This window comes from Kitasatospora sp. NPDC023118 (genome assembly GCF_055560875.1).
Genome location: NZ_JBVHHW010000040.1, coordinates 1 through 26,915 on the forward strand (window position 1 = coordinate 1; position 26,915 = coordinate 26,915).

The window sequence follows — 26,915 nt, forward strand, 5'->3', positions numbered from 1 at the left end:
GCATCGACGTGCTCTTCGCCATGCTCCGAGACGGCACCCTCTATGAACCCCCGGCCGTCACCGCCGCTTGACGAAAACCATAGGGGCACCTTTTCGTACGGAGTCGCCCGCCCGTACGAGGACCCGGCCCGTCGGAGCGGCCCGGATCCGTTCACCGAGGGCCCGCGCCCGGAGCCGTCGGTCCACGGCGGTACGGTTGCGCTCCGACAGCGCACCACGTGCCCGGGCCCGGAACGGACGGCCCGGCCGGCGCGACGACCGCGGCAACCGGAAGGAAGGGCGCGCGATGGCGGCGGAGGACGAGGACCTGACCGGCCCGGACGGGGCCAGGCCCGCACCGGAGCCGGAGGCGTGCCCGGCGCCGCTGGACGAGCACCGGCCCGAGCCGAGGTCCGTCCCCGAACTGCTGCTCGGCCGCCCGCCGATGGCCCGCCCGCTGCCCTCGTTCGACCACGAGGCCGCCCCCGCCGAGCCCGGCCCGCTGTTCGTGGACTGGCTCGCCACCGCCCTGGACGCCGGGGTGCTGGACCCGCAGGCCTTCACCCTCTCCACGGTCGACGCGGACGGCATGCCGGACGCCCGGGTGCTGGTGCTGCGCGACGTCGACGCGGCCGGCACCGGCTGGAACTTCTCCGCCGCCGCCGACAGCCCGAAGGGTCGTCAGCTCGCTGGTCACCCCGCCGCCGCGCTGTCCGTCTACTGGCCGCAGCTGGGCCGCCAGGTGCGGGTCCGCGGCAGCGTTGAGCGGGCCGCCGACCTGGTCGCCGCCGCCGAGTTCGCCACCCGCTCGCCCGCCGCCCGGGTCGGCGCACTGGTCGGGCGGCAGAGCGAGCCGCTGGGCGAGCTCGCCGAGTACGACGAGGCGGTGGCGGTCGCCCGTCGCCGGCTGGAGGCCACCCCGGACGCCGTCGCGCCCGGGCACGCGGTCTACACGCTGTGGGCGCACGAGGTGGAGTTCTGGCAGGGCGACGCCCAGCGCCGGCACGTCCGGCTGCGCTACACCCGCACCGGCCCGGTGCACAGCCCGGAGTGGTCGCGCACCCTGCTCTGGCCGTAGGGCCCTGCGCGCCCTATCGCCGCCCGGCCAGCGTGGCCCCCACGCTGGCCGCCACCACGCAGCCGATCCCCGCCAGCTGCGCCGCGCCCAGCAGCTGGCCGAGCACCACCAGCCCGACCAGCGCGCTGACCGCCGGCTCCAGGCTGACCAGCACGCTGAACACCCGCTGCGGCATCCGGCGCAGCGCCGTCATCTCCAGCGCGTACGGGATCACCGGCAGCAGCAGCGACACCCCGGCCACCGCGGCCAGCAGCACCAGCGGCGAGGCGCCGGGCGCGGTCAGCCCGTCCCAGGCCTCGCCGAGCCCGAACGGCGCCAGGGTCAGCGCGCCGACCGTCATCGACACCGCGAGGCCCTGGAAACCCTGGAAGGCGGCGCCGACCTTGTCGGTGAACAGGATGTACGCCGAGTAGCAGGCTGCCGCCCCGAAGGCGTACAGCAGGCCGACCGGGTCGAGCGAGCCGCCGCCGTCGCCCTCGCCGAGCAGGGTCAGCAGCGCCACCCCGGCCGCCGCGAGCAGTGCCCAGAGCAGGTGGCTGGCGCGCCGGGCGAAGACCAGGGCGACCGCGAGCGGGCCGAGGAACTCGATGGTCGCGGCGGTGCCCATCGGCAGCCGGTCGACCGCCCCGGCGAACAGGAAGGTCATCCCGGCCGAGGCCGTGCCGAGCAGCGCGGCCGCGGCGAGGTCGCGCGGGCGCTTGTCGCGCAGCTCGGGCCGGGTGACGGCGAGCAGGATGGCCGCGGCGAAGCCGAGCCGTAGGAAGGTCGTGCCGCTGACCCCGAGCGGGCCGAAGAGCGGCTTGGACAGCGCGATGCCGGTCTGCACCAGGAACATCGCGGCCAGACAGAGAAGCGGCGCCGGGATCCTCTCCGGGCGCCGCAGGACCTTGCCGAACCGGCCGGTGGATCGGCCGGGGTCCACCCCGGGGGGTGCCGCGGAGCCGGACTCCCCACCTCGTCGCCAGCTGCCCCGCTCGCCGGCAGGCTCGCCCTTGGGGGCGGGCGGCATGGCAAGGGCCTCGGCGACGGCGGCGGCCGAGGTGGGGGTAGCGGTTTCGCTGGTATGGGAGGTGGGCATGCTAAGGAGTTTGCCGTAAGGAGTGCTTGACCGGCAAGCTCGTTACCGGAACCGGGGCGGATGCGGACGGGTGCGCGCGAAAGGGCGGACTCGCGCGGGGCCCGCGGCGTGGCGCGCCGAGTTCACCCACAGCCCCGCCGCCTGGGACCGCCGCGTCCGCCGCCGAGCCACCCGGACCGCCGCCGAGCCACCCGGACCGCCGCCGAGCCACGGACCACCGCCGAGCCGAGCCGGCCACCGCCGAGCCACCCGGGCCCGGCACCGAGGACGGTCGCGCCGGGCCGAGGCGACGGCCGTCGGGAGAAACCGGGGCGAATCAGTGATCCGTGCAACGGGGTCGGGATGCTGACAGCGGGCGGGCGGGGCGGCACAATCGGGCACGTCCGCGCGCATTACCGACCGGTAGGCGCGCCGCGGACGCCGCCAGTGCCGCCAGGTCGAGGAGGACCCGTGTTCAGCACGATGCAGGACGTACCGCTCACCGTCACCCGGATCCTGGAGCACGGGTCCACGATCCACGCCCGCTCCACCGTCACCACCTGGGACGGCACCGGGCCGGTCGTCCGCAGCTACGCCGAGGTGGGCGCCCGCGCCGCGCAGCTCGCGTACGCGCTGCGGGACGAGCTCGGGGTGACCGGGGACGACCGCGTCGCGACCCTGATGTGGAACAACACGGAGTACCTGGAGGCGTACCTCGCCGTGCCCGCGATGGGGGCGGTGCTGCACACGCTCAACCTGCGGCTGGCCGGCCACCAGCTGTCGTTCATCGTCAACCACGCCGCCGACCGCGTGATCATCGTCAACGGCAGCGTGCTGCCGCTGCTCGCCGCCGTGCTGCCGGAGCTCGCGCCCACGCTCAAGCACATCGTGGTGGCCGGCCCCGGCGACCGCTCGCTGCTGGCCGGCTTCGCGGGCGGCATACACGACTACGAGGAGCTGATCGCCGACCGGCCCGTCGACTACCCGTGGCAGCGGGACATCGACGAGCGCCAGGCCGCGGTGCTCTGCTACACCTCGGGCACCACCGGGGACCCGAAGGGCGTGCTCTACAGCCACCGCTCGATCTACCTGCACTGCATGCAGGTCAACACCGGCGACAACTTCGCCTTCACCCCGCGCGACACCGCGCTGCCGGTGGTCCCGATGTTCCACGTGAACGCCTGGGGCATCCCGCACGCCGCCTTCATGTCCGGCGCCAACCTGCTCATGCCGGATCGTTTCCTCCAGCCCAAGCCGATGGCCGAGATGATCGCCGCCGTCCGTCCCACCGTCAGCGCCGCCGTCCCCACCATCTGGAGCGGCCTGCTGGACGAGCTGGACGCGGGCGACTACGACACGTCCAGCCTGCGGATGGTCGTCATCGGCGGCAGCGCCTGCCCGCCCTCGCTGATGAAGGCCTTCGACGAGCGCCACGGCATCCGGGTGCTGCACGCCTGGGGCATGACCGAGACCTCCCCGCTCGGCTCCTTCGCCCAGCCGCCGGGCGGCCTCACCCCCGAGGAGGAATGGCCGTACCGGATCACCCAGGGCCTCTTCCCGGCCTCCGTCGAGGCCCGGCTGATCGGCCCGGGCGGTGAGCGGATGCCGCACGACGGCGTCGCCGCGGGCGAGCTGGAGGTGCGTGGCCCGTGGATCGCCGGGGCGTACTACGGCGGCGCCGGGCAGGACCCGGTCCGCCCGGACGACAAGTTCTCCGAGGACGGCTGGCTGCGCACCGGCGACGTGGGCACCATCACCGCCGACGGCTACCTGACCCTCACCGACCGGGCCAAGGACGTGATCAAGTCCGGCGGTGAGTGGATCTCCTCGGTTCACCTGGAGAACCAGCTGATGGCCCACCCCGAGGTGGCCGAGGCCGCCGTGGTCGCCGTCCCGGACGAGAAGTGGGGCGAGCGCCCGCTGGCCACCGTCGTGCTGCGCCCCGGCGCGACCGTCGGGCTGAAGGAGCTCCGGGCCTTCCTGGCCGAGCGGATCGCCTCCTGGGAGCTGCCGGAGCGCTGGGCGATCGTCGACTCGGTGCCGAAGACCTCGGTCGGCAAGTTCGACAAGAAGGTGATCCGGGCCGGCTACGCGGCCGACGAGCTGGACGTCACGGTGCTCGGCAAGGAGTAGCGAGGAGCGACCGCGCGAGGGCGAGGGCCGGCCACCCCGATCGGGGCGGCCGGCCCTGCGACGTGCTCAGCCCGCGGCGGCGACGCCCGCCTCGCCCATCGCGCCCATCCGTCCGAGCAGGTCGACGATCCGGGACTGGACGTCCTCGTTGGTCGAGCGCTCGGCGAGGAACAGCACCGTCTCGCCGGTGCGCAGCCGGGGCAGTTCGCGCGGGTCGAGGTCCACCGAGGTGTAGACCACCAGCGGGGTGCGGTGCAGCCGGTCGTTGGCGCGCAGCCAGTCCAGCAGGCCGACCCGCCGGCGGCGGATCTGGAACAGGTCCATCACCACCAGGTTGGGCTGCACGCTGGCGGCCCGGGCGACCGCGTCGTTCTCGTCCGTCGCGTGCTCGACGTGCATGCCGCGCCGCTCCAGGCTGCTGATCATGGCGGCGGCGATGTCCGGGTCGCCCTCGACCAGCAGCACGCGCGGGGCGTGGTGCTCGCCGTCGCGCGGCGCGAGGGCGCGCAGCAGCACGGCCGGGTCGGCACCGTACGCGGCGTCCCGGGTGGCTTGGCCGAGGCCCGAGGTGACCAGCACCGGGACCCGGTTGTTGAGCGCTGCGGTGCGCAGCGACTGCAGCGCGGTGCGGGTGATCGGGCCGGTCAGCGGGTCGACGAAGAGCGCCGCCGGGAAGCCGGCGACCTGGGCGTCCACCTCCTCGCGGGAGCGGACGATCACCGGCTGGTAGCCGCGGGCCCGGAGGGCCTGGTTGGTGGCCGGGTCGGGCTCGGGCCAGACCAGCAGTCGGCGGGCGTTGGCCAGCTCACCGGCCGTGGTCTGCGGCTGCTCGGCCGAGGACGCCCCGTCGGCGGGCGGGAGCTCGGCCATCGGGCGCGGCGCGGTCCGGGCCTCGGCCGGTACGGGCGGCTGCGGCGGGACGGCGGGCACCGGCGGGGTGACGAGCGGGCGCGGCGGGGCGAGCTCGGCCAGGCCGCTGCCGACCGGGCGCGGGGCGCTCTGGTCCTCGGCGGCGGGCAGTGCGGGCCGGGCGGGCTCCAGCGCGGTGCCGGGACCCTGAGTGCCCTGAGTGCCCTGAGCGCTCTGGGAGTCCTGGCCGGCAGCGGTCTCCGGCGCGGGGCCGGGCGGCACGGAGAGCCGACGGCGGCGGCCGGTCGGCGCGGCGGCCGGCTCGGCCGGGGCGGGCGCGGGACCGGCGGGCAGGGCGTGCTCGAGGCCCGGGTACACCGGGGCGTCGGTGATCCCGGGCAGCGCGAAGCCGCCCGAGGAGTCCTCGGCGGAGGGCAGGGCGCGGCGTCGGCGCGGCTTGGCCTCGCCACCGTCCTCGGCGGGGGCGGCGGCCGGCTGCGCGGGGGCGTCCGAGGGCGCGGGGCCGAGCGCGAGCGGCTCGCGGTCGCCAGGGCCTGGCCGGCTCTGCCGCGGGCGTCCGCCCTCGACGGGCACGGCGTAGGCGGGGCCGGAGCGGCCGTCGTCCGTGCCCCACGGGTCGCTCTGCCGCGCGTCCGGGCCGGCCAGGCCCTGGCGGCCGTACGCGGGGTCGTTGCCGGTGCCGTTCCACTGCTCGGGGACGGCCCGCTCGACCCGGGCGGGGGCGTTCGGCCACTGGTCGGCCGGGACGGCCGGGGCGATGGTGGCCGCGGGGTCGGTGGGGGCAGCGGTGGCCTGCTCCTCGGGGGCGGGCCTGCCGCGGCGACCGCGCCGCTCGGCCGGGGGCTCCTCGGGGGGAGCCTGCTCCGGCTCCGGGGCCTTGTCGCCGGGCTGCTGGGGAGCGGGAGCGGGAGCGGCGGCGGGGGCGGGGGCGGCCGCGGCCGCCTCGCCGCTGCTGGGCAGCTGCGGGATGCCCGGCAGTTCGGGCAGGACGGCGCTGTCGGTCTCCTTGGGCCGGTCCGAGCGGCCCTCGGCGGCGGCGCGCTCCGCGGCGGCCTTCGCGGCGGCCGGGTCCAGCGGCAGCTCGACGACGTAGGTGGTCCCGGCCTTGCCGGGCAGCTCGTGTGGCTGGAGGACGCCACCGTGGCGCTCGACCACCGCGCGGGCTATCGGCAGGTGGACGGGGCTGCCGCCGATGCCGGGGCCGCGGATCTCGACCCGGGCGACCTCGCCGCGCTGGGCGGCGGCCAGCACCACGGTCGGCGGTTCGGGGGCCGAGACCGGCGCGGTCGGGCCGCCCAGCCCGGAAACGGAGAGGCCGGGGACGGCCAGGCCGGGGGAGGGGGAGGTGGGGGCGTCCAGCGACAGGCCGACGCCGCTGACGTCGGCGACCAGGTGCGCCAGCGCCTGGGCGAGCCGTCGCTCGTCGGCGATCACCTCGACCGCGGCGGCGTGCACCGAGAAGCGCACCCGGCCGGGGCCGACCAGCCCGCCGGCCTCCTCGACGGCCCGGCGGACCACCTTGTCCAGGCCGACCGGCAGCCGCTCCGCGGCCTTCCGTCCGCCCTTGCCGTCCTTCGAGTCCTTGTCGGCCTTGGCGTCCTTGCCCTCCGCCGGGCCGCTCTCGCCGGCCTCGGAGCGCTGGTGTTCGAGCACGCCGTCGATCAGCTTGCCGAACCTGCGGCACTCGTCGGCGAGCCGGCGCAGGGTCCAGTTGGCCTCCGGCCAGAGCTGCCCGGCCGGGTCGGCGGCGAGCGCGTCCAGCCGCTGGTTCAGCGTGGTCAGAGCGCTGCCGAGCTCGCTCTCCAGGACGGCGGTGAGGTGCTCGTTGCGGGCGATCAGGGCGAGCTCGCGGCTGCGGTCGGTGAAGGTCATCACCGCGCCGACCAGCTGGTCACCGTCCCGGACCGGGGCGGTGGTGAGGTCGACGGTGACCGGACGGCCGTCCTTGCGCCACAGCACGGTGCCGCGCACCCGGTGCTTGCGCCCGGAGGTCAGGGTGTCCAGCAGAGCGGACTCCTCCAGTGCCAGCGGGGTGCCGTCGGCCCGGGAGTGCTGGATCAGCGGGTGCAGCTCGCGCCCGCCCAGCTCGCTCGCCCGGTACTCCAGGATGTGCGCGGCGGCCGGGTTGACCAGCACGCAGCGGCCTTCGAGGTCCACGCCGAGCACGCCCTCGGCGGCGGCCCGCAGGATCATCTCGGTCTGCTTGTGCTGGCGGCGCAGCTCGGCCTCGACGCCGAGCCGGCCGGAGAGGTCGCGGACCAGCAGCAGGAGCAGGTCGGAGGAGGACGGCGGGCGCGAGCCCTCGCCGTACGGGTCGTACGGCGCGAGCGGGGAGCGCGCGTAGCCGTCGTCGTCGGCGAAGTCGTTGCCGGAGACCTCGACGGGGAAGGTGGTGCCGTCGGTGCGGTGGGCGGTCATCCGGACCGGACGGTCCAGGGCGTCGCCGTCGCGGGTGGCCGGGCGCATCGAGCCGGGGATCCGGCTGGGGTCGAACTCGGGCAGCAGTCCCAGCACGCCCATGCCGACCAGCGAGGTGCCCGGCGCCTGCAGCGCCTGGACGGCCGCGCTGTTGGCGTCCACGACGGTGCCGTTGCTGTTCACCAGCAACAACGCGTCGGGCAGGGCGTCGAGTATGGCGGCGAGGCGAGCAGCGCCTCGGATCGGCCTGCTGCTCACGTCGACAGGTCTCCTCGGCTCAGGGCAGCTCCTCCGGAGTCGGCAGTATCTCATTCTTCTTTGCGGCGGGGACGACCCGCCTAGTAACGTTGGCGGTGGTTGGTGCCGAACCCCAGGGTTGTGGCATCATCACTGACACACGGAACGGGTCCGCTCGCGCGGGCGTGGTCCATGTGGGGAGGCTTCGCCTAGTCCGGTCTATGGCGCCGCACTGCTAATGCGGTTTCGGGGTTATTCCTGATCGAGGGTTCAAATCCCTCAGCCTCCGCAGCCGGGAGCCCCGTCGACGATCTTGTCGGCGGGGCTCTTCGCATGTACCGGGGCGTGCTCGTCGGCCGGCCCGGAGGTGCCGGATCAATCGATTTCGTCCTACGTCGCAGGTCATGTAATGTTGTCCCCGCAACGCCCCGAGGACAACGTTCACCAGGGCGAGCGCTCATAGCTCAACGGATAGAGCACTTGACTACGGATCAAGAGGTTGCAGGTTCGAATCCTGCTGAGCGCACCAAACTCCGCAAGATCGGGTTCGCCCGTTCCTTGCGCTCATAGCTCAACGGATAGAGCACTTGACTACGGATCAAGAGGTTGCAGGTTCGAATCCTGCTGAGCGCACCAGCGAGAAGCCCCCAGCCACCGGCCGGGGGCTTCTTCGTTCCACGGCGCCGGTCACTCCAGCTCGGTCCGGTTGATCCACGGCACGTTCCGGTGGTCCAGGAACCACTCCGAGCTGGTCAGCGGACGGTTCCGGTTGAAGGTCACCGGTGCCGGGTCGTGCTTGACCAGCCGGGGGTCGGCGCCCAGCGCGAGCAGGAGGTCGGTGAGCTCGGCGACCAGCTCCGGCGGGCCGCTGAGGTGGACCTCCCAGTCGGTGAAGTCGCCGTACCCGAGCAGTGTCTCCCGCAGCAGCGCGGTGGCCCCCTCCGGGCCGGCACAGTGGTCGGGGGCGGCGGTCAGCACCCGCAGCCGCGGATTGCGGGCGAGCAGCCGCCGTACCGTGTCGAGGTCGTACTGCCCGGCCGCCGAGCGGGCCGCCAGCAGGACGGTGGCCGTGCGCTCCGGCTGTTCGGCGGCGAGCTGCTCCACCAGCGCCTTGGTCTGTCCCCAGCCGCTGCCCCCGGCCACCAGCAGCAGCGGCCGGTCCGAGGCGGGCGCGAGCACCGCGTCGCCGAGCGGCGGCCCGAGCCGCAGCAGTTCGCCGGGCATCACGTCCTCCACCAGGACGGGACTCAGCAGCCCGCCGGGCACCCGCCGTACGTGCAGCTCCAGGCTGCCGTCCGGGCGCGGCGCGTTGGCCAGCGAGTACGGCCGCCAGACCCGGGGCATCCGGGGGCTGCTGAGCGTGACGTACTGGCCGGCGGTGAAGGGGTACGGACGCATCGGGGCCAGGGTGAGCACGACCAGGTCGGCCGCGGCCCGGCGGCGGGAGGCGACCTCGGCCTCCCACCAGGCCGGGTGGTGCTCCGGGAGGTCGGCGGCGGCCTCGGTCATCACCTGGGCGATCACGGTGTAGGCCTCGGTCCAGGCCTTCTCGGTCTCGGGCGTCCAGGAGTGGCCGGAGCACTGCCGCAGCGCGGCGATCAGGCTGGCTCCGACCGCCGGGTAGTGCTCGGGCGCGGCCTGGAACTTGCGGTGGTCGCGTCCGAGCGCCCGCAGGTACTCGGTGAGCCGCCCGGGCTCGTCCAGCCGCAGCACGATCCGGGTGAGCGCGGCGAACAGCCGGTCCCGCTGCTCGTGCAGCCGGTCGGGGAAGAGCGGGCGCAGCCCGGGGTTGTGGCTGAACAGGTGGGTGTAGAAGAAGGTGGTCAGGTGGTCGGCGCGGCGCTCGACGACGGCGAAGCTGGCGCGGATGACCGCGGGGTCGTAGGGCACCGCGTCGCTCCCGGCTAGGCCGGCCGGGCTTCGGTGAGCGCCGCGCCCATGGTGTCGCCGACCACCGCGTAGACGGCGGTCCAGGCGGCTTCGGTCTCCTCGGTCCAGGCGTCCCCGGCGTAGTGCGCCAGGGTGGCGAGCAGGCTCGCGCCGACGGCCGGGAAGTGCTCGACCAGCGCGCCGTACCGGGCGTGCCGCGCGCCGAGGTCGCGGAGCAGCCCGAGCACGGTGTCGGTGTCCTCCAGGTGGGTGACGAGCGCGCCGAGCGCGGCGAACAGCCGGTCCCGCTGTTCGTCCAGGTGCTCGGCGAAGAGGCCGCGGACACCGGGATCGTGCTCGAACAGATGCCGGTAGAAGTATTCGGCGACGGCCGGGCCGTGCGGTTCCACGACCGCGAAACTGCGCTTGACGAGTACGGGGTCCACAGTCACGGGGCCCGACTCTACTGAGCGGGCGGGTAATTCGAACAGGGCCTCTCGACGAATGGTCAGCTACCGGACGTCGGTGCCGCCGGATCGGCCGGTGTTGTCCATTCCGGGCGTCCGGTCGGGTCCGGCCGTTCGGGTGGGACCTGTTGCCGCCCAATGGATGAAATGCAGCCCTTCGGGTGCATACCGTCCTGCCGCCCGGACAGCTGCCAAACGGGTGGGACACGGTCAAAAGCGCAGGTGTCGCGGTATGGCCGGTCCGGGGTCGTGATTCCGTTTTGTCGGATCTTGTGCCCGGACTGCCCGACACCCGGCAGCCGACCGTGAAGGAGAGCCGGATGAGCCGACGGTTTCCCCGCACAGCTGCCGCCCTGACCGTTCTCGCGGCTGGGCTGCTGACCGGTTTGAACGCCCCGCTCTCGCTGGCCCAGCAGTCCCCTGACACCTGGTCGGGCGAGCGCCGGGCGGTCCTGCCGTCCGGGCTCTCCGTCCAGTTCGATTTCGCGGCCGTGCCCGGTGCCGCCGTCACCGCCGAGCCGGGTCAATTGGCGGACCGTTCCGGAGGGGGGCATTCCGCCGCGGTGTACACGGACGGAGTGCGTCCGGGGGATCCGGCGCAGACCTTCGGCCCCGTCCCGGACCATCCGCAGACGGACGGTTCCTGGCGCACCGTCGGAACCCTCCGACTGAGTTTCTCCCGACCGGTCCGCAATCCCCGGCTGCACCTCAGCGGACTGGCCGCGGTCGCCACGGGGAAATCCGGCACCACCAGTACCGCGGCCCGGCTGACCCTCACCGGCGGCTCGCCCGCCGCCCCCACCCTGGTCGACCGCACCGACTGGCCCGGCTGGACGGTCGACGGCAACTCCCTCGCCCCCCGCAGCGCTGACGGCTCCACCGACGGCGCGGCCGGATCCGCCGCCGAGGGCACCCTGGAGCTCGCCGGGACCTTCCGCACCGCGGTGTTCCGGGTCGAGCAGCGCTCCACCTCCCGGGCCGGGAGCACCACCGCCCCGCCCGTCCTGCGCCAGGCCTACACCGTCACCGTGGACGAGGACCTCGGCACCGCGCCCCAGGCCTACGGCAACGCCTCGCACGTGGTCTCCGACCTCTTCCTGGGCGCCGACGCGGTCACCCCGTCCCGGCGCGACCGCGGCCGGGCCGCCACCGCCGCCACGGACGACGAGCCGCTGGTCCAGCTCGACCACGGGGCCGCCCGGCGCGCCAACCCCTTCGCCAGCCCGTACGCCGCCCCGACGCCGCCCAAGCGGCAGCCCGGCCGCGGCGAGTACCAGGGCGCGGACCCGTCGATCGGCTTCCCCGCCGAGGCCGCGATCGGCCACTACTACCGGGTCACCGTCCCGGTCGCGGTGAGCGACCAGCCCGCGACCCTGGCCGGCTGGATCGACTTCGACCACAGCGGCCGCTTCGACCCCGCCGAGCGGGTGCAGACCGAGGTCCGGGCCGGCGCCGACACCGCGATCCTGGAGTGGACCGTGCCGTCCGGCGCGGCCCCCGGCGAGACCTGGGCCCGGCTGCGGATCGGCCGCGACACCAGCCAACTCGTCCCCTCCGGCGGCTTCGCCGACTCCGGGCAGGTCTCCGACCAGCGGATCAAGCTGACCGTCGGCGCCGCGCGGCCCGAGATCGCCGAGCCGGTCGACGGCACCGTGCTGGCCGACGCCCGCCCGCAGATCCGCGGCGAGGGCGCGGTGGCCGGCGCCTCGGTGGAGATCCGGGACGGCGACGACCCGCTCTGCAAGGCCCGGGTCGAGCGCGGCGGCACCTGGTCCTGCCGCCCCGGCGGTGCGCTCCCGGCCGGCCCGCACAGCCTCACCCCGGTGGAGACCACCAGCGGAGGGGTGGTGCTGCGCGGTGAGGCCGTCAAGGTCACCGTGAAGACCACGCCACCGGCCGCGCCGGTGCTCACCCTCCCCGCCTACACCAACGACCCGGGGCTCCAGCTCACCGGCGGCGGCGAGGCCGGCAGCACGGTCTCGGTCACCGACCGGTCCACCTCCACCGAACTGTGCAGCAGCGCGGTCCGGTCGGACGGCGGATGGTCCTGCCTGCCGGTCGAGAACCTGGCGGACGGGAGCCACCAGCTCGCCCCGGTCGCGGTCGACGCGGCGGGCAACCGGACGGTGGGGCAGACGGTCACGCTGGTCGTCGACACCGTGCCGCCGGCCAGGCCGGTGCTCACCTCGCCGGCTGCGGGGGAGGTGCTGAAGGTCGGCCGGCCGAAGCTCGGCGGGCGGGCCGAGCCGGGATCCAACGTGCTGGTCACGGCGCGGGCGGGGGCGACGGGTTCGGGTGACCGCACGGTGCTGTGCGGGGCGGCGGTGGCGCAGGACGGAAGCTGGACCTGCACCGCCAACCGGGAGCTGACGGACGGGGAGCAGTGGCTGACCGCCACGGCCACCGACCTGGCGGGGAACGGGACGTCGGTGGACCCGGTGCGGGTCCGGGTCGCCGCTGCGGCGCCGGGTCCGGCGGTGTCGGCTTCGGCGGCGGCCAGTCCGAGCGCTTCCGCCCCGGCGGTGTCCGGCACCGCAACTCCCGCTTCAGCGACGCCCGTTGTGCCGAGCCAGAGCGCGGCGGTGCCGGTGCCGTCCGCTCCGTCCAGGCCCATCACCCCCGCCGTCCCGATCCCCGCGGCTCCCGGGACCCCTGCGCCCCAGGCGACTTCCCCGGCGGCCACCGCGGCCGCCGAGCCCCGGTCGGCCGCTGACCAGGGCAAACCCGAGGTGGGCAGGTCCAGTGCCCGGCCGCAGCCCGTGCCGCCGACCGAGGCGGCGTCGACCGAGGCGGCGTCGACCGGGGCCGCGCAGGGGCCCGTCGGTCAGTCCCGGGAGGCCGGCCGGCACGGCGCGCTCGCCGGGGTGCTGCTGGTACTCACCGGACTGGGGCTGATCATCCGTCGGGTGTTCGCCCGTGGACCAGGTGCCCGACGGCGCTGACCTGCGCCGAACCGCCCCGACCACCCACTCGTGCGCCCAGCTCTCCCCCGGCCTCCGGCCGGGGGTGTCCCACGCTTCGCCCACTCATGTGTCTGCGCGTCAGGTCGGCTTTGGATGATTCGTCAGTAAATGTCGACACACCTCAGCTTAAATGTCGCATTTGATGACGTATGAACCTAGCCTGATTCCGGCACTGCCCGTCAGATCCGGGCCGCCCGTTGCGCGACACACCGACCCAGAGGATCCGTGCATGGACGTCACCCGCGATTCTTCGCAGCGACCCGACAGCCTGCCCGAGGTGCTGCCTCCGGCCTTGCCGGAACGTTCCACCTCCGGCGCCAGCCCGCTGAACAGGGTCTCGACCGTCAAGGCGGACGAGGCCGCCGAGCCGGTCCTCCTGCCGGCCGACCGCGGACCGGCGACCACTCCGCTGGCCGTCGTCCCCGGCCCGTCCCCCGCCAGCCCGGCCGACCTGCGGGATCCGCTGGAGACGGCCGCCCCGGAGACCGTCGAACTCCCCGAGGTCGTCGCCGGCGCGCCCGCCGCCGCCAGCTCGCGCCGCCCCCCGCGGGCCGACCAGGCGCTGCGCGAGCACAAGGCCACCACTCTGCCCGGCTGGGTCGCCCTGCTGGTGGTCCTGCTGGGCCTGGCCGGTGTGGCGTACGTGCTGCTGCGCACCGGAGTCATCCCGCACTGGGACGCGCTGCCCGAACTGCGCGGCTCCGCCGCCAAGGAGAGCGGCCGGGCCGAGGTGGACGCCCAGGCGATCGCCGCGGTCAGCGTGGCCGGCCTGCTGGTGGTGTTCGTGCTCGCCGGCCTGCTGGCGAACGCGGGCGGAGAGACCCGGGTGCTGACCCGCTGGGGCCGCTACCGGGGCACGGTGCGCAGGACCGGGCTGGTGTGGGTCAACCCGCTGCTGCGCCGCCGCCGGGTGGACGTGCGGCTGCGGCACTGGCGCAGCGAGCCGGTCAAGGTGGTCGACCGCACCGGGACCCCGATCGTCGTCCGGCTGCTGATCGTCTGGCGGATCAAGGACACCGCGCGGGCGCTGATGGCGATCGAGGACCACGAGCGCTACCTGCGTGAGCAGGTCCAGGCGGTGCTCACCCGCACCGCGTCCATCCTGCCGTGCGACAGCAACGCGGCGCCCGGGCCCGCGCTGCGCGACGGGCAGTGGTTCGCCGACGAGATGACCCGTGCGCTGGCCGCCGAGGCCGCCCCGGCCGGCCTGGAGGTCTACTCGGTGCAGCCGCTGGCGCTGGACTACGCGCCCGAGGTCGCCGAGTCGATGCGCCGGCGCCGACTGGCCGACCTGGACGCGGGCCTGCGGACCGTGCTGGTCGACGACGCGGTCGAGGTGGCGGCGCTGGCCGTCCGCCGGCTGGAGCGCGCGACCGCGCACGAACTGGACGAGGCCGCCCGCAGCGCGCTGATGGAGCAGCTGCTGGTCGCCTTCGTCGCCCCGGCCGCAGTGGCCGCCTCGGTACCGCCCCCGGCCGCCCGGGCCGGGCGGAAGGAAGGACGACCCGCATGAGGATAGCCACCGGCGCGTACGCCGAACCCGACTTCGACCTCGACGCGGATCCCGGTCTGATCGGCTTCGAGGAGCGCCTCGGCAGCATCCCCGCGATGGCGGATTGCGGCTGCCCGAACTGCGCGGGCCGGCCGCGCACCGCCCGCGCCGCGGCGGCGCCCGGCGGCAGCCGAATACACCGCGCCGTGCGAAGTGCCTGCCTGGCCACCACCGTGCTGGCGAGCGCCGGCGTGGTCGGCCTGACGGCCGGTGCCGGGTCCGCGCACGCCGCGGCCGGCAAGCAGGGCTGGGACGGTTCGAAGTACTGGTTCACGAACAGCGCCGGTGAGTGGCGCTGGACCAGCCACTACGACGTCTACGCCAGCCGCACCGGGCAGCAGCCCGGCGGCGGTTCCGGTGGTTCCGGCGGTTCCGGCGGCTCCGCGGCCAAGGCCGTCTCGAACGGCTCGGCCTCCTCCTGGGGGCTGCGCCAGGGCTGGGACGGTTCGAAGTACTGGTTCGAGAGCGGCAGCGGTGAGTGGCGCTGGACCAGCCACTACGACGTCTACGCCAGCCGCACCGGGCAGTCCGGCGGCGGTTCGGCCCCGGCTCCCAGCCAGCCGTCCTCGGACGGCACGGCGTCCGCCGGGAGCACGGAGGCGGCCATCGACTACGCGCTCGCCCAGCTGGGCAAGCCGTACGTCTGGGGCGGCAACGGCCCGTCCGGCTACGACTGCTCCGGGCTGGTCCAGCAGGCTTACCGGCGCAGCGGGATAAGCCTGCCGCGGGTGGCCGACGACCAGTACGCGGCGACCACGCCGATCAGCGCGGGGCAGCTGCGCCGCGGTGACCTGGTGTTCTGGTCGGACAGCGGCCGGGCCTCGGGGATCCACCACGTGGGGATCTACCTGGGCGACGACACGTTCGTGGAGGCGCCCCGGCCGGGCAAGACCGTCCGGATATCGACGCTCAACTCGGGCTACTACCCGACCCACTTCGGGCGGCCGTAGCCCGGGACACGGCACCGGGCCCCCGACAGCGCTCCGCTGCCGGGGGCCCGGTCGTGTTCACCGGGAGGCGGCGTCCAGCAGGGCGGTCTGCTCCGGGGTGAGCTTCAGCGCGGTGGCGGCCAGCAGCGGGGGGCAGCTGGTCGACGGTGCGGGCGCTGGCGATCGGGGCGGCGACCGTCGGGCGGGCGGCGAGCCAGGCCAGGGCGACGGCGGCGGGGGCCGCGTCGTGCTCGGCGGCGACCGAGTCCAGCGCCTCCAGCTGACCCGGCTGTGGCTTCCGGTCACGTCAGCAGTCAACCCGACTGCCCGGCAGCGAGTTCCGGGAGTTGCGCGCTGTTCACCCGCCCGTCGCACGGGGGAGTGCTGCGGCCGCCGGAGGAGGGGTCCGGGGTGTGCCTGAGGTGGGCTGATTCGTTAGAGTCCGTGCCATGGCTGACAACGACTACGACCCCGCCGGTAGCACCCAGATGTTCCGGGCGTTCGTCGACGAGAGTCCGGCGCGCCAGGCACCGGGCTCCGTCTCCACCTACGGCAGCACCAACAACAAGAGTCGCACCGGCGTCATCGCGCTGGTCGCCGTCGTCGCCCTGGTCGTCCTGGGCGCCGTCGTCTGGCTCGCGGTCAAGTGACCCTCGCGCGGGTGACCCTGGTCCGGGTCACCCGCGCGACGGGAAACGCAGGCCCTAGCAGGGCTTGCGCCAGGCGTTGAGGTCGAGCTTCTTCTGCATCGAACTGAAGCCCAGCGCCTTGGTCTTGGCGCAGAACTGGTCCGTGTCGAGCTTGTACTCGACGTGGAACACCGCCTTGCCCGCCTTGATGAAGGGCGAGACGCGGTCGCACTCGTCGAACTGCGAGCACTCCTCGTTGACCGCGAAGTCGAAGTCCGGCAGCAGCGCGGGGATCTGGTCCAGGTCGTTCTTCAGGCCGATGGCCAGGCCGCGCTCGTGCGCGAGCCGGGCCAGCATGCGGTTGTACGCGAGCTGGTCGTCGGGGGTCAGCGGGAAGCCGCTGTTCTGGTTGTAGGCCTCGATGGTGTCCGGCTCGATGGCGTCGAAGCCCTTGCTCCTGCACATGTCGAAACGGGCCGCCATCAGTGGCTTCAGCTGGTCGAGCTTGCGGATGTCGAACCACTTCTCGCCCTTCCAGCCGGTGTCCGAGCCCTGCAGGGCCTTGGCGAAGGTGTTGGAGTCGGGGCGGAAGTCCTCCCAGGACCCGGCGTTGATGTAGCAGATCACCTTGCGGCCCTTGGCGTGCAGCGCGGCCACCACCGAGGCGTCGTTCTCGAAGCCGTCGATGTCGTAGACCGGGACGTCCACCGACTGGTCCACGGTGCCGCCGAGCTGCCACTGCCAGGCCAGGCCCGGGGTGGGCTGCCAGCGAGCCCCGGCCGGGGCCGGGGCGGTGGTGCCGGGCGGGGTGCTGCTTCCCGGCGGGGTGGCGGGAGCGGTGGTGGCGCCGGGCGTGCCGGGGGTGCTCGGGGTGTCCGTGGCGGACGGGGTGCCGGGGGTGCTCGGCGCGGTGGCCGCGGGAGAGTTGCTCGGGCTGCCGTCGGCCGAGTCCTGGTCGTCCTCCGAACCGGAGCTGCTGCACGAGCTGACCAGCAGGGCGGTGGCGGTGGCGAGGGCCAGGGCGGCCGGCAGGAGCCGGGTACGGCGGTTCACGGTAGTCGAACTCCGGATCGGGTCAGGTCAGTTCAGCGGCGGTCAGACCGTACGGCAGGGTGCGCCAGGGGTTCTCGCCGGCGCCGGGTACGGCGCAGCCGACGCCCGCGCGCCGGGCGGCGATCAGCGCGGAGGCGTCCAGGGCGGCGTCGGCCGGGACGTCGTAGACCAGGTGGCAGAAGCGGGAGGCCGCGTGGCGGCCGGTCCACAGCGGCAGCGTCATGGTGCGGTAGGTGTCCCAGTCGCCCTCGAAGGTGACCAGCAGGTCGGCCAGACCGACCTCGGCGTAGCCCGGGTCCGGGTGCTCGCCGTGGCCGAACACCACGGTGCCGCAGCCGGCCGCCCGGGCGGCCGTGGCCAGTCGCCGGTAATGCGACAACGCGCCCGGGTGGGTGGCGACTTGGTCGAGGTACACGCCGGTGATGCCGTGCCGCTGACGGTACGTCAGGATGTCGGCGACCACGGCCGCGTGCGGCCTGCGGCCGTAGTCGGTGTCGGTGTAGCCGACCAACGGCAGGCCGGCCGCGCGGAGTTCCTCGGCGGCCTCGGCGAAGACGCTGTCCGGTACCTCGCCCGGACCGTCCGCGAGGTTGAGCACCACGGCGGCGATCCGGGCGGGGTCGGCGGCGGCGACCGCCCGCCAGGCCGCCGGGTCCACCGCGGGGTGGACGTACAGCGGCACCAGCAGGCGGCCGTCGGAGGTGATCCCGGTCATGCGACCACCGGGGTCGGGGGGTGCTCGGCGGTGCTGAGCCACAGGTCGCGCAGGGTGTCGGCGAGGTCCGTCTCCGGGTGCCAGCCGAGCTCCCGGGCGGCGGCCGACACATCGGCCTGCTGCCAGGAGACCGCGGCCGAGCGCTCGGAGCCGGCGCCGCTCTCGTCGATCCGGCCGGTGAAGCCGGCCGCCGCGACCAGTCCGTCGGCGATCGCCCGGACCTGACGGGCCCGCCCGGACGCGAGGTTGAGCACCCGGGGGAGCGGACGGTCGGCGGCGACCGCCAGGCCGACCGCCTCGGCGACGTCCCGGGCGTCGACGAAGTCGCGGTAGGCGGAGAGGTCCCCGACCGTGACCACGGCATCGGCGCCCTCGGGCGCCACCCGGCGCAGCTCGGCCGCCAGCCGACCGGGCAGCGAGCCCGCCGGGGCGCCCGGGCCGACCGGGTTGAACACCCGCAGCACCACCGCGTCCAGCGGCGAGCCGGCCACCGCGAGGGAGCCGGCCAGCTTGGTCGCGCCGTACACGCCGACCGGGCGGGCGTCGGCCTCCTCGGACAGCGAGCTGCCCTCGGCGCAGACGCCGTACTCGCCGGCCGAACCGATGTGCACCAGGCGGGCCTTCGAGGCGCCCAGGGAGAGCGCCTCGCAGAGCACCGCCGGGCCGCGGGCGTTCACCTCGGCCAGCTTGACCGCGCTGCCGGCCACCGCGCCGGCGAAGTTGACCACCACGTCGGGGGCCAGTGCGGCCAGTTCCTCGCCGAGCGGGCCGGCCTGGGCGGTGCCCAGGTCCAGCCGGAGGTCGTGGGCGGGGCGTCGGCCCGCGGTCAGCACGGTGGCCCCGGGCAGCGACCGCAGGACGGCGGAGGCGTGACGGCCGAGGAAGCCGTCGCCGCCGAGCAGCAGAATCCTCACGCGGCCCGTCCGTCGCTCTCGGCGCCCGCGGCGGCGGGCTCCTCGACCGTGTCGTCCGCGGCGGTGCGGACGGCCGGGATCGGCAGCTCCGCGACGCCCGGCGCGACGCCGGTCGATTCGAAGGGCATCAGCACCGGGCGGATGCCGGCGAACTCGGCATTGGCCCGGTCGTAGTCGTCCGGGCGGCCGATGTCCAGCCAGTAGCCGCCGAAGTCGTAGGCGGCCGGCGGGGTGTCGGCGGCCAGCAGGTCGAGCACCAGCTCGTCGAAGCCCAGCGGCAGGCCGGGGGTGTACTTGGCGAGCGCCGAGCGCGAGACGCCGTACACGCCCATCGAGACGCGGTAGTCGATGCTGGGCTTCTCCTGGAAGCCGGTGATGGTGCCGGAGTCGGCGGTCAGCACACCGAAGTCGATCTTCACCTGGCGGGCGTACGTGGCGATGGTCAGCGGGGCGCCGGACGCCTCGTGGTGCTTGAGCACCCCGGCGAAGTCCAGGTCGGTGAGGATGTCGCCGTTCATCACCAGGAAGTGCTCGGGCAGGCGGTCCTGCATGGTGAGCAGCGGGCCCATGGTGCCGAGCGGGCTGTCCTCGACGGCGTAGCCGACCCGCAGGCCCCACTGGGAGCCGTTGCCGACGTACGCGCGGATGATGTGGCCGAGGTGGCCGATGGCCAGGGTGACGGTCTTGAAGCCCGCGGCGGCGAGCTGGCGCATCACGATCTCCAGGATCGCGTGCTGGTCGCCGATCGGGACGAGCGGCTTGGGAAGCGCGGTGGTGTAGGGGCGGAGGCGGACGCCCTTACCGCCGGCCAGGATCACTGCGTGCATGGTGTTTCCCCCACGGAAAGGATGTGTAGGACACGAATCCCGGTTGCCAGGACGAGCATGATCGTTCGAGGCGGGTCAGACGTTGTAGATGTCGGTCTTGTAGCGGGCCAGGTTGGCCGGGTCGCGGAAGAACTCGATGGTCTGCTCCAGGCCCTGCTCCAGCGTGAACCGCGGCGCCCATCCGGTGGCCTCGCGCAGCCGGGTGGCGTCCGCGACCAGGCGCATGACCTCGGAGTTGGTCGGACGGATGCGCTGCTCGTCCTCCTTCACCACCAGGTCCACGCCCATCAGCTTGCCGACCAGGGTGACCAGGTCGCCGACCGAGATCTCGCCGCCGGTGCCGGCGTTGAAGGTCCGGCCGACCACGGTCTCGGCGGGCGCGGTGCCGACCGTGCGGAAGGCGTTGGCGGTGTCCTTGACGAACATGAAGTCGCGGGTCGGGCGCAGGTCGCCGAGGGTGATCTCGGTCTGGCCGGCCGCGACCTGGGCGATCACGGTGGGGATGACGGCGCGCATCGACTGGCGCGGGCCGAAGGTGTTGAACGGGCGCAGGGTGACGACCGGGGTCTCGAAGCTGGCGTGGTAGCTGTCGGCCAGCCGGTCCCCGCCGGCCTTGGAGGCGGCGTACGGGGACTGGGTGTTGATCGGGTGGTCCTCGGTGATCGGCACGGTCTGCGCGGTGCCGTAGGTCTCGCTGGTGGAGGTGTGCACCAGGCGCGGGATCTCCAGGTGGCGCACCGCCTCCAGCACGTTCAGGGTGCCGGTGACGTTGGTGTCCACGTACGAGTGGGGGGCGCGGTAGGAGTACGGGATCGCGATCAGGGCGGCCAGGTGGTAGACCGCCTCGGTGCCCTTGACCAGGCCGTTGACCGAGCCCGGGTCCCGGACGTCGCCGAGGATGATCTCGACCGAGTCCAGCACCTCCTCGGAGAGGGTCTCCAGCCAGCCGAAGGAGGAGAAGGAGTTGTACTGGACCATCGCGCGGACGTGGTGCCCGTCGGCGACCAGGGTCTCGACGAGGTGGGAGCCGATGAAGCCCTCGGCTCCGGTAACCGCGACGCTGCTCATGCGGGATTCGCTTTCTCGATGTACGGGGACGGCGCGACGCTCTGTGGTGGTCGGCCGGTGGTGCCTCGGCTGAGGCGGACTTTTCAGCGGTGTTGGGTGGTGCGGCCGAGCGCGGGCCCGGCGATGGCGGTGAGGACGAGTGCGGCCGCCCCGCAGCCGATCAGCTGCAGGACGATCGGGTCCGCACCGGTCAGCAGCCCGACGCTCTCGGCGACCGCGGCGGCCAGACAGATGAGGGCGGTGCTCCAGCTGAACCCGAAGGCGTTCAGCAGCAGCGCCAGCCAGAGCGAGCCGCCCAGGAGCAGCATCGCGCCGAGCTGCGGCACGCCGAGCGAGGGGGCGCCCGGCCACAGCACGGTCGCGGCGGCGTCCAGCGCGGCCACGGTGGTGAGATAGATGAACAGGCAGCCGAGCAGGATCCCGCCGGTACGGCGGGTGAACTGCCCGGTGGTGTGGCTGGTGCGCAGCGCGGCCACGGCCATCGCCCGGTAGCGGAACAGCAGCCACTCGGCCAGGCCGAGACTGAGCGTCAGCGCGACCATGGCCGGGCCGGTCGGGGTGGTCTTCACCTCGTGCGCGGGACGGGCGTGCACGAGCTGCGCCGGGGTGTGCACGACGTGGGAGGCGGCGTGCACGGCCTGGTGGATGGTCTCGCCGAGGCCGGCGATCAGCGTCAGCGCGCCGCAGGCCAGGCCGAACAGCAGGTGCGGGACCTCCTGGCTGATCGCCAGCCTCAGCTCCACGCCGTCCCGTTCGCCGCCGCGCGCGGCGACCAGCAGCTCGCGGACGGCCAGTCCGACCGCCAGCGCCACCGAGGCGAGCAGCACCACCGTACGGACCACCTGCGGGACGTCGACCGCCAGCACCACGCCCGCGCCGACCGAGGCCGGTGCCAGTGCCAGCAGCAGGAACTTCTCCCGCCCGAGCACCAGCAGCGCGGTGGCCGCGCCCAGGTAGCAGGACTGCCCGGCGGCGAACCACAGCGCGCCGAGCGGCCCGCCGACCACGTACGCGGCCGCTGAGGCGAGCAGTGCGCCGACCGGTGCGCCGACGGCCAGGCAGACCGCGGCCTCCCGGCGGCGCAGCCGGCCCAGCCAACGGTACGCGCGGTGCGCCAGCGCCTGGTTGAAGCCCCAGCTGACCAGGGTGGCGATGGACAGCGCGAGCATGCCCGAGGGCAGGCCGAAGCGCATCCGGGTGGTCGCGAACAGGTTGGCCCCGAGCAGGTAGCCGAGCCCGGGCAGGGCGAACACCAGGCCGCGCACCACGCAGCGCCAGGGGTCGGCCCGCCAGGGGTTGGCGAACTCGGAGCTCGGGCCGGGGTAGCGGCGCTCGACCTTCTCGAACAGCTCCTCGGCGACGGTGAACGCGTCGGGGCGGCCGTACAGCAGAGCGGCCTGCTCGTCGGAGAGGCCGTCGGACTCCAGGATGGCCGCGATCTCGTACGGGTGGACGGCATCGGCGCAGATGTCCCGCAGGCGCTCGGCGAGTTCGTCCAGCGGGTCGGCGGAGAGGCCGAGCTGCTCCGTGGGCTCGGGCTCGACGGGCGGGGCGGGGCGGCGGAGCTTCAGCGGCAGGGTGCGCAGCTGCATCGTCCGCTCGGCGCCGCCCTCGTCCGGCACCAGCCTGATCGGACCGCTCATGCGCCCACCTCGCTGCGCTCGGCGGCCGCTTCGCGATACGCGCACCCTTCGATTGTTCGCTCGCTTCGCTCGCTCACGCGCCCACCTCGCGATACGCGCCCCTGTCGATGGTTCGCTCGCTTCGCTCGTTCACGCGCCCACCTCGCTCGGCTGGGGCCGGGCGGCGGCCAACTGCTCGTTCCAGTCGGGGCTGGGGACCTCGTCGGTGACGGCCACCACGCCGCCGGGCATCCAGCGGGAGGTGCCGAGGAGCTCGGTGTAGATGCCCCGGAAGCCGTCGATGTTCTGGCGGAGCGTGAACTGCTCGATGACCCGCAGCCGGGCCCCCTCGCCGAGCCGGGCGCGCCGTTCGGGGTCGCGCAGCAGCTCGATCGCGGCGGCCGCCATCGGCTCGGGCTCGCGCGGCGGGACGACCAGGCCGGTGTCGCCGACGGCCTCGCGCACGCCGCCGACGTCGGTCGAGACGGTCGCGCGGCCGCAGGACATCGCCTCGATCAGGGTGAACGGGAAGCCCTCGCTGATGCTGGAGAGCATCACCACGTTGCCCGCCGCGTACGCGTCGGTGATGTCGGCGACGCGGCCCTCGAAGGCCACCGAGTCGGCGATGCCGAGCTCGGCGGCCAGGGCTATGCAGCCGTCCCGGTACGCCTCGCCGCCCTTGGGAGTGCCCCCGAAGAGCCGCAGCCGCGCCTCGGGGATCTCACGGTGGACGATGGCGAAGGCCCGGATCAGCGTCTCCAGGTCCTTGATCGGATCGACCCGGCCGGCCCAGCTGAGGGTCGGCGTCGCGGGCTCGGGCCCGGCCGGCGGGAAGGCGGCCGGGTCCACCCCGTTGTAGACGGTGCGGATGTGGGCGGACGGCGTGCCGCCGCGCTCCTCCCAGCGCCGGTTGTACCGGTTGCCGGGGGTGACCAGCGCGGCCTGCCGGTAGCTCTCCTCGGCGAGCATCCGGTAGAAGCCGAGCAGCAGCGCCTTGACCGGCCAGCGGTAGGGGCCGGTGCGGTAGCCGAGGTAGCGCTCGCGCAGGTAGATGCCGTGCTCGGTCAGCAGGAACGGTACGCCGTACTGCTGGGCGGCGATCAGCCCGGGCAGGGTGGCCAGGCCGCCGCTGGCCGCGTGGGCGACGCCGTTGGTGGGCGGGTCGACCGAGAGCGGCCGCAGGGCGTGCTCCAGCAGGTCGGTGGCGTTCAGCGCGTCGTGCAGGGTGGGTCGGGAGACGGCGGTGGGCAGGTAGTCACGGGTCCACACGTGCTGGAGGGTGCGCAGGGCGCGCTCGCTGCGCAGCGCCGGGCTGAGCAGCCCGCGCCGGGCGAGGTCGGCGAAGCCGTACAGCTCGGTGCCGAAGTGGGTGGTGTAGACCGGGTCGAGGATGGAGTGCAGGAAGCGCTCGTACGCGTTGAGGAAGCGCCGCATCTCCTTGCCGCGCGGCGGACCCGCCTCCGCGGCCGGGCCCCACAGCGGTGCGGTGGTGACCGACCGTACGTTGGCCGGCAGTTCCCAGGCCAGTGCCTCCTGGCCGGTGCCGGTGACGGCGATGACGTCGAAGTCGACGTCCGGCATGCCTTGAACGAGCTGGTCGCACCAGACGCTCACGCCGCCGTGCTGGTGCGGATACGTCCCCTCGGTGAGCAGGGTGACGCGCATCTCCTGTCCCCCCTCCTGTTCTAGCGTCGGTTGTCCGGCCTGGGTGGCCGGAGCGGGAGCCGTGGCGGGGCCGGGCCGGCTGCCCGGCCCGACCCCGTCAGCGGGTGGTACGGGTTACCGGTTGCCGGAGCGCCCGGTGGTGCTGCCGTGCGAGGCCGTCCCCCCAGAGGCCTTGCCGGACTTGTCACTCTGGCCGCCCTGGCCGTTGGCGCCGTTCTTCCGGGCGTCGCCGCCGTTGGCGACGCCCTTGCCGGGCACCGGGGTTCCGCTGCCGGGGACGAGGGACGCGGCGGGCTTGCGGGTGGTGTCGCTCGGGCCCACCGGGACCGGGGTGGCGACGCCCTGCGGCACGACCTTCTTGTCCGCCGGGGCCGGGGCCGGGACGGACTTGGCCGCGACGCTCGGCGCGACGGCGGCCGGGGCGGCCGGCGCGCTGCCGGAGGGAAGCTGCAGGGCGACGCTGCTCTGCAGGGCGCTCGGGGACACCCAGCCGGAGAGCGTACCGGCGTAGGCCGAACCGAAGGCGGTCGATCCGATGGCCAGCTTCTGAGAAGTTCCGGTCGGCATGGTGGCCTGGATCTGAACACCGGCCGGCGCGCTGACCGTGACGTTGTTGCCGATCTTGTACGCCGTCACCCGGCCGGAGGCGACGGCCGCGTTCCAGGCCGCTCGCTTCTGGAACTCCTGGCCGATCTCGCGCTCACCGAGGTTCACGATCGGGGTGTTGTCGGCGTACAGCGAGCGGTAGGTGCCGAGGATCTTCTCCAGCACCGGGTACAGGATGCGGCCCTCGGAGAGGTTCGACTGGTGCACGAAGTGCGGCCGCGGGTCGTTGCTCAGCACGTGGCCGAGGTCGATCCGGGCCTCCAGCGGCACGATGTACGACTGGTAGCCGGTGGTGGTGTCCAGCGGCTTGGGCAGGCAGGTGGAGTTGGCGTTGTTCTCGCAGACGCCGCTGCCGCCGTTGGCCTTGCTGGTGTAGATCCAGTTGTACTCGTCGGCCTCCTCCTGCGCCGTGCCGGCGTTGTAGAAGACGTTCATCGGGTACCGCGGCACGGTCAGCGTGGACGGGCCGACGGGCCGCTGGGCGGGCTCGCGGGAGGCGTCACTGCCGGTGAACTTGATGCCGTTGGCGGCGAGCGCCGGCGCCAGGTTCGGGTTGTCGCTGGTCTCCTGGGGGGCGGTCAGCAGGCCGGAGTGCTCGCCGGTGACGAGCACCTGCGGGTCGACGTTGAGGCCGTTCTTGGCGGCCCAGTCGAAGTTGTTCTTGATCTGGGTGGAGATGGTGTTCTGGTCGACCCAGACGGTGTTGCCCGAGGCGTCCTTGGTGCAGCGCCACGGCACCACGCTGACGTCCTGCACGCAGCCCAGGTACGGGTGGGTGTAGGTGTGGTTGACCCAGCGGTAGCTGTTCTGGTCGCTGATCATCTGGTTGGCGGTCGGGTCCACCGTGGTCTGGTGGTCGGCCTTCCAGTCCTCGCTGCCGCCGCCGTTGAACACCATGTCCAGCGTGAAGTTGTTGGCGGTCTGCCACTGCTTGAGGTAGTTGGCGTCGTCCGGGGTCATCCGGATCGGGTTGGCGCTGTCCGGGGTGCCGGGCGGGCAGGTGACGTCGCCGGGGGTGCACTTGAGCACCGTGTCCCAGCGGTCGTCGGCCAGGAACACGTCGTCCACGTGGGTGGCGAAGTAGTTGCGGTCGTAGCCGAGGTGGACGCCCTGGGTGATCCAGTCGACCATGCCGCGGGCCAGCAGCCGGAACTGCTGCTGGTACTGGTTGTAGACGAAGGTGACGACCAGTTCCTTGCGGCCGTCGTGGGTGTACTCACCGACCAGCGAACCGCGGGTGGTCGAGTTGGGTATCTGCGCGTCGACCAGCGGGACGAAGGAGGCGCCGGACGGCAGGTTGGCGAGTGGGGTCGCCAGGTAGCCGTAGCTCTCACTGACGTTCGGGTCGTTGTCCTCGAACGGCACGCTGCCCTTGAGGTACCCGAAGGGCCCCGAAGTTCCGGCCGCGGTGGTGGCGGCCTGGAATCCGTCGAGGGTCCCGACGAAACCGGGATTCTGCGCGTAGTTCAGACCGACGGCCGGGCTGGCCCAGGTGTACGCGTCAATCTGCCGCACGTTGAAAGCGGCTTCGTAGGTCGCGATCGCCGTCATCTCGGCGGCACTGTTGGGGAAGGGGTTTTCGTTGGGCAGCACGATGCCCTGGTACTTCCCCCGCGGCTGCCCGTTCAGCGTGTCGCTAAGGAAAGCCGAGTCGATGACGGGGCGGTTGGGGTCATTGAGGCTGACGACCTTGTACGGCGTCCCCTGGCTCTTCAACTCGGCGGTGATCGCCGCGACGGACGGACCCCCGTCGTCGATGACCAGGACGGTGAGGTCGATCCTGGGCGGCGTGGTGTCGCCGTGGGCCAGGGTGGTCTGCAGGCCGCTGGCCAGCAGAACTGCCGCTGCGCAAGCGGCAACTCTTCGGGTCGCTCGACCCATGGTTGATCCTCCCCTTGGGGCCGGCGCAGCGCTGCTCTGCGCTCGCCCGCCCGTGTAGCTGTTCGCGGGCAGCAGGCTGCCCGGCGCCCATCCTGGTCGAGGGTCGACTGTGCGAGGGACCAATTGGGCGAGAGTGCAGCGAACCTGTTACCAACGTTCATGGCGAAGCCATGGAGGCGCTGATTGTGACCGCAACCGGACCGCCCGCGCAAATAATGAATTGAAAATGAAAAAACGGAAGCCGAGCGCTACAGCTGGTTACCGAGTGTGCGGCTCAGGTGGTTCCGCAGGACGCCTACACTGTCGTCGTTGCGCATGACACTCTTGCACATCTCGCCGGTCCGACGGGCAGGTTCATGCAATATCGGGCACCGCTGTGCCAT

General features: G+C 73.6%; 17 protein-coding genes, 3 tRNA genes and 2 pseudogenes. 9 read left to right on the plus strand and 13 right to left on the minus strand.

The window, feature by feature from the left end; translation table 11 throughout:
* Positions 1–286 precede the first annotated feature (286 nt).
* Positions 287–1,057: a pyridoxine/pyridoxamine 5'-phosphate oxidase gene (locus tag ACZ3UD_RS33755; protein WP_465596558.1), complete on the plus strand. Its 771-nt coding sequence runs from the start codon at positions 287–289 to the stop codon at positions 1,055–1,057.
* A 13-nt stretch (positions 1,058–1,070) separates the two neighbouring features.
* Here the strand turns inward: ACZ3UD_RS33755 and ACZ3UD_RS33760 are convergent, their stop codons facing one another.
* Complete coding sequence (locus tag ACZ3UD_RS33760; RefSeq protein WP_465596561.1) at positions 1,071–2,135, minus strand: EamA family transporter; 1,065 nt, start codon at positions 2,133–2,135, stop codon at positions 1,071–1,073.
* A gap of 450 nt (positions 2,136–2,585) precedes the next feature.
* Between ACZ3UD_RS33760 and ACZ3UD_RS33765 the strand changes: the two genes are divergently transcribed.
* Positions 2,586–4,247: a long-chain fatty acid--CoA ligase gene (locus tag ACZ3UD_RS33765; RefSeq protein WP_465596564.1), complete on the plus strand. Its 1,662-nt coding sequence runs from the start codon at positions 2,586–2,588 to the stop codon at positions 4,245–4,247.
* Between the two features lie 66 nt (positions 4,248–4,313).
* Here ACZ3UD_RS33765 and ACZ3UD_RS33770 read toward each other — a convergent pair whose 3' ends face one another.
* Entirely contained in the window at positions 4,314–7,793 is a 3,480-nt protein-coding gene (locus ACZ3UD_RS33770; RefSeq protein ID WP_465596567.1) for a hybrid sensor histidine kinase/response regulator, read from the minus strand.
* A 177-nt stretch (positions 7,794–7,970) separates the two neighbouring features.
* On the opposite strand from ACZ3UD_RS33770, the gene ACZ3UD_RS33775 reads away from it, so the two are divergent.
* The 3 genes from ACZ3UD_RS33775 (at position 7,971) to ACZ3UD_RS33785 (ending at position 8,408) form a co-directional block, all read left to right on the plus strand.
* Positions 7,971–8,061 (plus strand) — tRNA-Ser (locus ACZ3UD_RS33775).
* A gap of 164 nt (positions 8,062–8,225) precedes the next feature.
* A tRNA-Arg gene (locus tag ACZ3UD_RS33780) sits at positions 8,226–8,301 on the plus strand.
* A 31-nt stretch (positions 8,302–8,332) separates the two neighbouring features.
* Positions 8,333–8,408: transfer RNA gene (locus ACZ3UD_RS33785), tRNA-Arg, on the plus strand.
* A 51-nt stretch (positions 8,409–8,459) separates the two neighbouring features.
* Here the strand turns inward: ACZ3UD_RS33785 and ACZ3UD_RS33790 are convergent.
* Complete coding sequence (locus ACZ3UD_RS33790; RefSeq protein WP_465596571.1) at positions 8,460–9,662, minus strand: globin domain-containing protein; 1,203 nt, start codon at positions 9,660–9,662, stop codon at positions 8,460–8,462.
* Positions 9,663–9,676: 14 nt separating this feature from the next.
* Positions 9,677–10,093 (minus strand): globin domain-containing protein, encoded by a 417-nt coding sequence (locus ACZ3UD_RS33795; protein ID WP_465596574.1) that lies wholly within the window; start codon positions 10,091–10,093, stop codon positions 9,677–9,679.
* A 335-nt stretch (positions 10,094–10,428) separates the two neighbouring features.
* On the opposite strand from ACZ3UD_RS33795, the gene ACZ3UD_RS33800 reads away from it, so the two are divergent.
* The 3 genes from ACZ3UD_RS33800 to ACZ3UD_RS33810 all read left to right on the plus strand — a co-directional run bounded on the left by ACZ3UD_RS33800 (position 10,429) and on the right by ACZ3UD_RS33810 (position 15,573).
* Positions 10,429–13,050, plus strand: a complete 2,622-nt coding sequence (locus tag ACZ3UD_RS33800) for an Ig-like domain-containing protein (RefSeq protein ID WP_465596577.1) — start codon at positions 10,429–10,431, stop codon at positions 13,048–13,050.
* 250 nt (positions 13,051–13,300) lie between these two features.
* Complete coding sequence (locus tag ACZ3UD_RS33805; protein WP_465596580.1) at positions 13,301–14,584, plus strand: SPFH domain-containing protein; 1,284 nt, start codon at positions 13,301–13,303, stop codon at positions 14,582–14,584.
* On the plus strand, positions 14,581–15,573 hold the full coding sequence (locus ACZ3UD_RS33810; RefSeq protein WP_465596583.1) for a C40 family peptidase: 993 nt from the start codon (positions 14,581–14,583) through the stop codon (positions 15,571–15,573). The genes ACZ3UD_RS33805 and ACZ3UD_RS33810 overlap by 4 nt, the downstream gene beginning before the upstream one ends.
* Before the next feature lie 57 nt (positions 15,574–15,630).
* Here the strand turns inward: ACZ3UD_RS33810 and ACZ3UD_RS33815 are convergent.
* Positions 15,631–15,832 (minus strand): annotated as a pseudogene (locus ACZ3UD_RS33815) (aldo/keto reductase); the annotation flags it as partial.
* A gap of 169 nt (positions 15,833–16,001) precedes the next feature.
* On the opposite strand from ACZ3UD_RS33815, the gene ACZ3UD_RS33820 reads away from it, so the two are divergent.
* A complete protein-coding gene (locus ACZ3UD_RS33820) occupies positions 16,002–16,202 on the plus strand; it encodes a hypothetical protein (RefSeq protein ID WP_380608747.1) in 201 nt (66 codons plus the stop codon).
* 54 nt (positions 16,203–16,256) lie between these two features.
* On the opposite strand, the gene ACZ3UD_RS33825 is transcribed toward ACZ3UD_RS33820, so the two are convergent.
* The 8 genes and pseudogenes from ACZ3UD_RS33825 to ACZ3UD_RS33860 all read right to left on the minus strand — a co-directional run bounded on the left by ACZ3UD_RS33825 (position 16,257) and on the right by ACZ3UD_RS33860 (position 26,532).
* Complete coding sequence (locus ACZ3UD_RS33825; protein WP_465596587.1) at positions 16,257–17,234, minus strand: endo alpha-1,4 polygalactosaminidase; 978 nt, start codon at positions 17,232–17,234, stop codon at positions 16,257–16,259.
* Positions 17,235–17,256: 22 nt separating this feature from the next.
* On the minus strand, positions 17,257–17,949 hold the full coding sequence (locus tag ACZ3UD_RS33830) for a spherulation-specific family 4 protein (RefSeq protein WP_465596590.1): 693 nt from the start codon (positions 17,947–17,949) through the stop codon (positions 17,257–17,259).
* Positions 17,946–18,863, minus strand: a complete 918-nt coding sequence (locus ACZ3UD_RS33835; protein ID WP_465596592.1) for an NAD-dependent epimerase/dehydratase family protein — start codon at positions 18,861–18,863, stop codon at positions 17,946–17,948. Before ACZ3UD_RS33835 ends, ACZ3UD_RS33830 begins: the two co-directional genes overlap by 4 nt.
* Before the next feature lie 125 nt (positions 18,864–18,988).
* Positions 18,989–19,690 (minus strand): annotated as a pseudogene (locus ACZ3UD_RS33840) (nucleotidyltransferase family protein); the annotation flags it as partial.
* 75 nt (positions 19,691–19,765) lie between these two features.
* Positions 19,766–20,758: an SDR family NAD(P)-dependent oxidoreductase gene (locus tag ACZ3UD_RS33845; RefSeq protein ID WP_387613588.1), complete on the minus strand. Its 993-nt coding sequence runs from the start codon at positions 20,756–20,758 to the stop codon at positions 19,766–19,768.
* An 83-nt stretch (positions 20,759–20,841) separates the two neighbouring features.
* Positions 20,842–22,401 carry a hypothetical protein gene (locus ACZ3UD_RS33850; RefSeq protein WP_465596594.1) on the minus strand — a complete coding sequence of 520 codons (1,560 nt, stop codon included), beginning with the start codon at positions 22,399–22,401 and terminating at the stop codon, positions 20,842–20,844.
* 129 nt (positions 22,402–22,530) lie between these two features.
* Complete coding sequence (pelF, locus tag ACZ3UD_RS33855; RefSeq protein WP_465596596.1) at positions 22,531–24,045, minus strand: GT4 family glycosyltransferase PelF; 1,515 nt, start codon at positions 24,043–24,045, stop codon at positions 22,531–22,533.
* Between the two features lie 114 nt (positions 24,046–24,159).
* Entirely contained in the window at positions 24,160–26,532 is a 2,373-nt protein-coding gene (locus ACZ3UD_RS33860; RefSeq protein WP_465596599.1) for a hypothetical protein, read from the minus strand.
* Between the last annotated feature and the right edge of the window lie 383 nt (positions 26,533–26,915).

Excerpts from the sequence above, each read along its gene's own strand:
- ACZ3UD_RS33755 (WP_465596558.1), top strand. The coding sequence starts at position 287 with ATGGCGGCGGAGGACGAGGACCTGACCGGCCCGGACGGGGCCAGGCCC.
- ACZ3UD_RS33760 (WP_465596561.1), bottom strand. The coding sequence starts at position 2,135 with ATGCCCACCTCCCATACCAGCGAAACCGCTACCCCCACCTCGGCCGCC.
- ACZ3UD_RS33800 (WP_465596577.1), top strand. The coding sequence starts at position 10,429 with ATGAGCCGACGGTTTCCCCGCACAGCTGCCGCCCTGACCGTTCTCGCG.
- ACZ3UD_RS33805 (WP_465596580.1), top strand. The coding sequence starts at position 13,301 with ATGGACGTCACCCGCGATTCTTCGCAGCGACCCGACAGCCTGCCCGAG.
- ACZ3UD_RS33810 (WP_465596583.1), top strand. The coding sequence starts at position 14,581 with ATGAGGATAGCCACCGGCGCGTACGCCGAACCCGACTTCGACCTCGAC.
- ACZ3UD_RS33820 (WP_380608747.1), top strand. The coding sequence starts at position 16,002 with ATGGCTGACAACGACTACGACCCCGCCGGTAGCACCCAGATGTTCCGG.
- ACZ3UD_RS33830 (WP_465596590.1), bottom strand. The coding sequence starts at position 17,949 with ATGACCGGGATCACCTCCGACGGCCGCCTGCTGGTGCCGCTGTACGTC.
- ACZ3UD_RS33845 (WP_387613588.1), bottom strand. The coding sequence starts at position 20,758 with ATGAGCAGCGTCGCGGTTACCGGAGCCGAGGGCTTCATCGGCTCCCAC.
- ACZ3UD_RS33850 (WP_465596594.1), bottom strand. The coding sequence starts at position 22,401 with ATGAGCGGTCCGATCAGGCTGGTGCCGGACGAGGGCGGCGCCGAGCGG.
- pelF (WP_465596596.1), bottom strand. The coding sequence starts at position 24,045 with ATGCGCGTCACCCTGCTCACCGAGGGGACGTATCCGCACCAGCACGGC.
- ACZ3UD_RS33860 (WP_465596599.1), bottom strand. The coding sequence starts at position 26,532 with ATGGGTCGAGCGACCCGAAGAGTTGCCGCTTGCGCAGCGGCAGTTCTG.